This is a genomic window from Falsiroseomonas sp. RANM36 (assembly GCF_056682175.1).
This window is the reverse complement of sequence record NZ_JBWXTD010000004.1, coordinates 485,684-493,196: the sequence shown is the minus strand read 5'-3', so window position 1 is coordinate 493,196 and position 7,513 is coordinate 485,684. Positions and strand designations below refer to the sequence as shown.

Sequence of the window (7,513 nt, the reverse complement as noted above, 5' to 3'; positions counted from 1 at the left end):
GTGCCGGCCGCGTTGATGATCGGCGCGACGCCGAGCGTCTCGTAGATCATGCCGTGAGCACGCGCCGGACGGCGTCCATCCACGCTGCGTAGCGGCGATCCGCCTCCACCCGCCGCCAGCGCGGCGGCGGAATCCTCCAGTACGATGCGCCCCATCTCCATCACCACCGCGCGGTCGGAAACGGCCAGGGCGCGCTTCACGGACTGCTCCACCAGCAGGATCCCGCGCCCCTGCGCCGCCAGGTCGCGGATCGTGGAAAAAACCTGCTCCGCCAGCCGCGGCGCGAGGCCGATCGAGGGCTCGTCCAGCATCACCACGCGCGGATCGAGCAGCAGCGTGCGCGCCACCTCCAGCATGCGCTGCTCGCCGCCCGAAAGCGTGCCGGCCAGCTGCCCGAGGCGTTCGCGCAGGCGCGGGAACAGATCGAGCGCCTGCTCGACGCGTTGCGCCAGCAGCGCGGCGTCGTCCAGCGCATAGCCGCCCATGCGCAAATTCTCGCGCACCGTCAGCTTCGGGAAGACGCTGCGCTCCTGCGGCACATAGGCGAGGCCCGCGCGCAGCACATCGCGCGGCGCGAGCCCGTCCAGGCTGCGGCCTGCCACCGTCACATGCCCGATGCGCCCGGGCAGCAGGCCGAAGAAGGCGCGCAGCAGCGTGGACTTCCCAGCGCCGTTGTGCCCGAGCAGGCAGAGCACCTCGCCCGGCGCGACGGCGAGGGAAACCTCCTCCACGATCATCCGCCCGCCATAGCCGGCGGAGACGCCCTCGGCGGCGAGGAGCGGTTCAGGCAAGATAGGCCTCGATGACCGCTGCGTCGGACTGCACGGCCTCGGGCGGGCCATCGGCCAGCACCGCGCCCTGGTGCATCACGATGATCCGCCCGGCGAGCCCCATGATGAACTCCATGTTGTGCTCGACGATCAGGAACAGCCCGCCCTGGTCTTCATGCGCCTGCCGCAGGAAGCGGCCGAGCGCGTCGAGCAGGCCGGGATTGATGCCGGCGGCCGGCTCGTCCAGCAGCAGCCAGCGCGGCCGCGTCATCAGCGCGCTCGCGATCTCGAGCATGCGGCGCTGCCCGAAGGAGAGGATCGAGGCCGGCGCATCGGCATAGGCATCGAGCGTGGCGAGCCGCAGCAGCGCCTCGGCTCGCGCCGCCGCGCCGGCCGGCCGCGCATCGCGCCGCGTGAAGGCACGCAGCAGCGCCGCGCCGAAGCCGCGCGGCCGCGCGGCGAACAGCAGGTTCTCGCGCCGCGACCACTCGGGGACGACGCGGCATTCCTGGACGGTCCGCGCCAGGCCGAGCGCCGCGCGGCCTTCCGGCGGCAGCGCCGTCACGTCGCGCCCGTCCAGCAGCACGCGCCCGGCGTCGGGCAGCTGCCGCCCGGCGATCATGTCGAACAGCGTGGTCTTGCCCGCGCCATTCGGCCCGATCAGCCCGACGATGCCCGCTTCCGCGATGGCAAAGCCCGCCCCGTCCAGCGCCCGCACCCCGCCGAAGTTCTTTGTCAGTTCGCGCGCTTCCAGCAGCATCAAGCGGCCGCTGTCTTGCGCCGGAACAGCCGTGCCGCGATGCCCGCCAGGCCCTCCGGCGCGAAGCGCATCAGCATCACCAGCGCCACGCCGAAGAACACCAGCCGCCATTCCGCCGCGACCCGCAGATACTCGGGCAGCGCGACGAAGAGCAGCGCACCCAGCAGCGGCCCGGAAAGCCGCCCGGCGCCGCCGATGATCACGATCAGGACCAGGTTGATGCCCTCGAGATATTCGAAGGAGGCCGGCGCGGCCACGCGCAGGAACGCCACCTTCACCGCCCCGCCCGCGCCCGCGATGGCGGCGCCGATGGCGAAGGCCAGCACCTTGCCCGCGGTGACGTTCACGCCCTTCGCCGCGGCAAGCGTCTCGTCCTGCCGGATCGCGACCAGCATGCGCCCGAAATCGGACCGCACCAGCAGGGCGGAGATGGCGAAGGCCACCGCCGTCGCGCCCACCGCGAAGGCCGCGAAATCCGGCAGCCGGCGGAACGCGAAGTCCAGCCCGAGCAGGGTGAAGCCTTCCGGGCGCGGGATGCCCGGCAGGCCCACGGGGCCGTGCGTCAGCTCCTCCCAGTTGTTCATCACCGCATGCAGCACCAGGCCGAAGGCCAGCGTCGCGATCATGAAGAAATGCGTCCGCAGCCGGAGCGTGACGGCGCCGAGCGCACCGCCCGCCACGCCCGTCACGAGCGCCGCCAGCGGCAGCGCGCCCCAAAAACTCCAGCCGTGATCCACCGCCATGATGCCGAGCGTATAGGCGCCGAGCCCGACGAAGGCCGCATGCCCCAGGCAGACCAGCCCGGCATAGCCGAGCATGATGTTCAGCCCGATCGCGGGTATGGCGTAGGTGCAGGCCAGCGCCAGGATGTGCAGTAGATAGGGCGGCAGGGCGCCCTGCGCGATACTCCAGACCAGCGCCGGCGTGGCGAGGCAGAAGGCCAGGACGGCCATGCGGCTCATCCGTGGTCGTCCCGCGTGCGCTGGCCGAACAGGCCCTGCGGCCGCAGCAGCAGCACGACGACGATGGTGCAGAACACCACCACGTCCTTCCAGTCCGTCGGCAGCACCAGCGTGGAGGTCGCCTCGATCACGCCGATGGCCAGCCCGCCGATCACCGCGCCGGGGATGGAGCCCATGCCGCCCAGCACGATGCCGGCGAGCCCCTTCACCAGCGGCAGGTCGCCCATCTGCGGAAACACCAGGAACAGCGGCCCGAGCAGCGCGCCGCCGATCGCCGCCAGCGCCATCGAAAGGGCGAAGGCCAGCCTGTGCGTCGCCTCAACGTCGATCCCCACCACCAGCGCCCCGCGCGGGTTCTGCGAGACGGCGCGCAGCGCGGTGCCGAGCTTCGTCAGGTGCAGAAAGGCGAAGAGCGCGGCGACGCAGACGGCGCCCACCGCGATGATCAGCAGGTGCTGCACGGCGAAGGACAGCGGGCCGAGCTGCACCGTGGCCCGCGTCGCCTGCACCGGGAACTGCAGCGCGTTCGGCCCGAAGACGGCGACCACCGTGTTCTGGATCACCAGCACGAGCCCGAGCGAGGCGATCACCTGGTTGCGGAGGTTGCCGCGCAGCGGCGCGAAGACCCCGCGTTCCAGCAGCGCGCCGACCAGGATCAGGAACAGCACCGCGCCGGCCACCGCCAGCAGGTAGTTGTCGAGGACGCGCATGAAGATCGTCTGCGCGACATAGGCGCCGAGCATGAACAGCGCGCCATGGGCGAAGTTCAGCACATGCATGACGCCGTAGATCAGCATCATGCCGAGCGCCACGAAGACGTAGATCGAGCCCATCATCAGGCCGTTCACGCCCTGCTCGGCGAAGGCGAGCATGCGGGCGCTCAGCCCGCGCCGCAGCCCGCCGCGAGCTCCGCCGGATAGAGGATGCTGCGCCGCCCGTCGGCGCACCATTCGGTGACATAGACCGGCGGATGCGCCTGGCCCTCGGCATCGAATTTCAGCGTCCCGGTCACGCCCTGGTGCTCGATGCGGGCGAGCGCATCGCGGATGCGCGGCCCTTGCACGCTGTTGGCGGCGCGGATCGCCGCGGCCGCCATCATCAGCCCGTCATAGGATTGCGCGGCGAAGCCGTGCGCCTCCTCGTTGAAGCGGGCGCGATAGCGTTGCGAGAAGGCCTGGATGCGCGGGACCGGTGCGTTCGGCGGGAAGGCGTTGTACTGCACCATGCCGCTCAGCCGCTGCGCATCCAGCCGGCGCAGGAACCGGTCCGACCCCATGGCCAGCGTGCCGATCAGCTGCACCGGCAGGCCGGCGGCGCGGATCTGGCTGATGGCGAGGCTGCCCGGCTCCTCGTCCATGAACAGCATCACCGCCTTGGCGCCGGAATTGCGGATGTTCGTGATGTGGGCGGAGAAATCCACCTCGCCCACGTTGAAGTAGCCGGTATAGGCAATGGGGAAGCCCTGCGGCAGCGCCTCCTGCATGCCGCGCACGCCGCCGCGCCCGGCATCGTTGTTCCAGGCGATGAAGGCCAGCGGCTTCCAGTCGCGCTGCGCCACGAAGTCGGCCAGCGCCTTGCCCAGCATGTCGTTGTGCGCGTTGACGCGGAACACCCAGCGGTTCCGCTGCTTCGTCAGGCCGGGTCCCGTCGGGACCGTCATGATGAACGGCACCTCGTTCTCCTCGGCGATCGGCCCCACCGCGGGCACCACGCCGGAGGACAGTTCGCCGAGCACCACCGGCACGCGGTCCACCGTGGTCAGCCGCTGCATGGAGGATGCGCCCTCGGCCGGGTTGCCGCGGGTGTCGTACACCTTCAGCTCCACCTGCAGCTTCCGCCCGCCGACCTCGATCCCGCCGGCCTCGTTCAGCTCGTCCTTCGCCAGGTTGAAGCCGTTCATCTGGAAGCGTCCCGGCGCCGCCAGCGGGCCGGAGAGCGCGGTGAGGATGCCGAGCGTGAGAGTCCCGCCCTGCGCCCCGGCGCGCCCGGCGCCCACCAGGCCGGCGGCGAGCGCGGCCACGAAGGTCCGACGATGCAGCATCGACATCCTGCCTCTCCCTTCTTTCGCGCCGCTGGCGCGGTGTTGGCGCCGAGCCTAGGCTTGCGAAATTGGTCGGACAAGCCGAGGACCAGGATGCACGAGCCAGCCCCGAGTGCCGGCGCGGCGCTGCTGCAGGCGCTGGCGGCGCGCGGCGTGACGCATCTCTTCGCCAATTCCGGCACCGACTTTCCCTCGGTGATCGAGGCCTATGCGCGCGCGCCGGAAGGCCTGCCGCGCCCGATCCTCTGCGCGCACGAGAACCTCGCGATCGGCATGGCGCATGGCCATGCGATGGTCTCCGGCCATCCGCAGGCGGTGATGGTGCATGTGAATGTCGGCGCGGCGAATGCGCTGGGCGGGCTGTTCAACGCCGCGCGCGAATTCGTCCCGGTCATCTTCCTCGCCGGCCGCACGCCGCTGCTGGAAGCCGGCGCGCCCGGCGCGCGCAGCCTCAACATCCACTGGGCGCAGGAGATGTTCGACCAGGGTGCGATGCTGCGCGAGGCGGTGAAGTGGGACTACGAGCTGCGCCGCCCCGAGCAGGCGGAGCCCGCCGTCGCGCGCGCCCTCGCCATCGCGATGTCCGACCCGCAGGGGCCGGTCGCGCTGATGCTGCCGCGCGAGGTGCTGGCGGCGCCGGTGCCGACCATGCCCGCCGTGCCCGATCCGCCCGCTGCCGCGCCTGCGGCGCCGGATCCGCGCGCGCTCGCCGCCATCGCGGCGGCGCTCGCCGCGGCCGAGCGCCCGCTGATCGTCACCGCCTCCGCCGGCCGCGAGGCGGCGGTGCCCGCGCTGCTGGCCGATCTCGCCGCCCGCTTCGCGCTGCGCGTGGTGGAATACCGGCCGCGCTTCCACAGCCTCGACAATGCGCATCCGATGCATGGCGGCTTCGAGGTGGATCCCTGGCTGGCGGAATCCGATGCGGTGCTGGTGCTGGAATGCGACGTGCCCTGGATCCCCGCGCAGCGCACGCCGCGCGCCGATGCGCGGATCTTCCATGCCGGCCCGGACCCGCTTTTCGCCCGCTACCCGATGCGCGGCTTCGGGGGCGAGGCGGCGCTGCCGGTGCGCGCCGCGGATCTGCTGCCGGCGCTCGCCGCCGCGCTGGCGGCCGCGGCGCCTGCGCCTGCCGCGCGCATCGCGGCGCGCGGCGCGGCCCTCGCCACCGCGAATGCGGCGGCGCGCGAGCGCGGCCTCGCCGCCGCGCGCGATCCCGGCGGCGCGACGATGAGCATGGCCTTCGTCACCGCCCGCCTCGCCGCGGCGCGCGGCGGCCCTGCACCGGATGCTTTGCTGGTGAACGAATACCCGCTGATCCGCCCCGCGATGACGCTTCGCCATCCGGCGAGCTTCTTCGGCTCATCGCCCGTCGGCTCGCTCGGCTGGGGCCTGCCGGCGGCGCTTGGCGCCAAGCTCGCCTCGCCGGAACGCCTGGTGGTGGCCGCGCTCGGCGACGGCTCCTACCTTTTCGCCAATCCGGTGGTCTGCCACCAGGCGAGCGCGGCCGAGGGGCTGCCGGTGCTCAGCGTCATCTTCGACAATGGCGGCTATGGCGCGGTGAAGCGCGCCACCACCGCGATGTATCCGCAAGGCGCCGCGGTCGCCTCGGGCCGCATTCCGCTGTCCGATTTCGGCGCCGTGCCCGACCAAGTGCGGATCATCGAGGCCTGTGGCGGCCGCGGCTGGCGGATCGAGCACGCGGCCGAGCTCGACGCGGCGCTGGAGGCGGCGGTGGCGACGGTGCGCGCCGGCACCCAGGCGCTGGTCTCGGTGCGCTGCCGGTAGGCGCCCTACTGCGCGGGGCGGACCGGCCTGACCTCCACCTGGCCGATGCCGCGGATGCCGATCTCCCGGGCGCTGCGGGGCGAGAGGTCGATGATGCGCCCCGGCGTGAATGGGCCGCGGTCGCTGATCACGACGCGGGTCCGCGCGCCGGTGCGCAGGTTGGTCACCTCGGCCTCGGTGCCGAAGGGCAGGTGGCGATGCGCCGCGACATTGGCCGTGGGATCAAAGGGCCGGCCATTGGCCATGGGGCGCCCGGTGAAGCGCTGCGCATCGTAGATCGCCGCGACGCCGACCTGGGGCTCGAAGGCCTCGGCCCGGAACGGGGCCAGCAGGCCGAGGGTAAGGAGGGCGGGCAGCGCCGCGCGCCGCGGGAGGGTCTCCGTCATCCCCCCAACAAACAGGCTGGCGCCCGCCGGGGCAACCCCGGCCCCCTGGAAGGCCCGGCCGGGGGCTTGATCCAGCGCAAGGACAAGCCCGCCCTCCCATGGTGGAAAGGCGCCGATGCTGGCCAACTGCCTCAGCGACCTGACAGCGCTCGGCCCCGAGGGGCTGCCGGCGCTCGCGACCGCGCTGTTCCTCGCCGGGCTGGCCGGCGGGGTCACGCATTGCGCCGGCATGTGCGCCCCCTTCGTCCTCGCCCAGGCCGGCGCCCGGGCGGGAAGCAGCGCCGCTGGCGGCATCCTGGCGCGGCTCTCCGGCGCGGCGCTGCTGCCCTATCATCTGGGCCGGATGCTGGGCTACGGGCTGCTCGGCGCACTTGCCGGGGCCACCGCCGGGCTGGTGACCCAGCTCAGCGGGCTGCGCTGGCTGCTGGCGCTGCTGCTGCTGGCCGCGGCGCTGCTGATGGCGGCGCAGGCCTCGGCGCGACTGCCGGAGCGCTTCCGGCCGCGCGGCCATCTCGCCCTGCCGGCACTGCCCGGCCTTGGCGCGCGGCTTGGTGCGCTGGTGGCGCCGCTGCTCGCCGCACCGCCCGGGTTGCGCGGCCGCGGGCGGGGTCTCGCCCTCTCGGCGCTGCCCTGCGGCATGCTCTACGCCGCGCTGGCCGCGGCCGCCGCCCCCCCCCGCCCCCGGGGCGGGGGGCGGGGGGGGGGGGGCGGGCGGGGCGGGTTGCGCCGCCGCCCCGAAGGCCAGGGCCAGGCAGGGGATGAGCGCCATGGCGGCGATGGCGCGGCGCGCCAGGACCTGCAACCTCGTC

The 7,513-nt window shown here is 73.1% G+C and carries 8 protein-coding genes; 2 read left to right on the top strand and 6 right to left on the bottom strand.

Annotated elements, in window-relative coordinates:
* From AC1MIR_RS16125 to AC1MIR_RS16105, 5 genes are all read right to left on the bottom strand, one after another.
* On the bottom strand, positions 1 to 791 hold a 791-nt coding region (locus tag AC1MIR_RS16125; RefSeq protein WP_480029206.1), incomplete at its 3' end, for an ABC transporter ATP-binding protein.
* Positions 784 to 1,530 carry an ABC transporter ATP-binding protein gene (locus AC1MIR_RS16120; protein ID WP_480029554.1) on the bottom strand — a complete coding sequence of 249 codons (747 nt, stop codon included), beginning with the start codon at positions 1,528 to 1,530 and terminating at the stop codon, positions 784 to 786. The genes AC1MIR_RS16120 and AC1MIR_RS16125, both read right to left, overlap by 8 nt.
* Positions 1,530 to 2,483 carry a branched-chain amino acid ABC transporter permease gene (locus AC1MIR_RS16115; protein ID WP_480029205.1) on the bottom strand — a complete coding sequence of 318 codons (954 nt, stop codon included), beginning with the start codon at positions 2,481 to 2,483 and terminating at the stop codon, positions 1,530 to 1,532. The genes AC1MIR_RS16120 and AC1MIR_RS16115 overlap by 1 nt, the downstream gene beginning before the upstream one ends.
* 5 nt (positions 2,484 to 2,488) lie before the next feature.
* Positions 2,489 to 3,364: a branched-chain amino acid ABC transporter permease gene (locus AC1MIR_RS16110; RefSeq protein WP_480029204.1), complete on the bottom strand. Its 876-nt coding sequence runs from the start codon at positions 3,362 to 3,364 to the stop codon at positions 2,489 to 2,491.
* A gap of 8 nt (positions 3,365 to 3,372) precedes the next feature.
* A complete protein-coding gene (locus AC1MIR_RS16105; RefSeq protein ID WP_480029203.1) occupies positions 3,373 to 4,539 on the bottom strand; it encodes an ABC transporter substrate-binding protein in 1,167 nt (388 codons plus the stop codon).
* Positions 4,540 to 4,626: 87 nt separating this feature from the next.
* On the opposite strand from AC1MIR_RS16105, the gene AC1MIR_RS16100 reads away from it, so the two are divergent.
* Positions 4,627 to 6,318 carry a thiamine pyrophosphate-requiring protein gene (locus AC1MIR_RS16100; RefSeq protein ID WP_480029202.1) on the top strand — a complete coding sequence of 564 codons (1,692 nt, stop codon included), beginning with the start codon at positions 4,627 to 4,629 and terminating at the stop codon, positions 6,316 to 6,318.
* Between the two features lie 5 nt (positions 6,319 to 6,323).
* On the opposite strand, the gene AC1MIR_RS16095 is transcribed toward AC1MIR_RS16100, so the two are convergent.
* Entirely contained in the window at positions 6,324 to 6,704 is a 381-nt protein-coding gene (locus AC1MIR_RS16095) for a septal ring lytic transglycosylase RlpA family protein (RefSeq protein WP_480029201.1), read from the bottom strand.
* Between the two features lie 115 nt (positions 6,705 to 6,819).
* On the opposite strand from AC1MIR_RS16095, the gene AC1MIR_RS16090 reads away from it, so the two are divergent.
* Positions 6,820 to 7,513: urease accessory protein UreH domain-containing protein (locus tag AC1MIR_RS16090; protein ID WP_480029200.1), on the top strand; the 694-nt coding region annotated here is incomplete at its 3' end.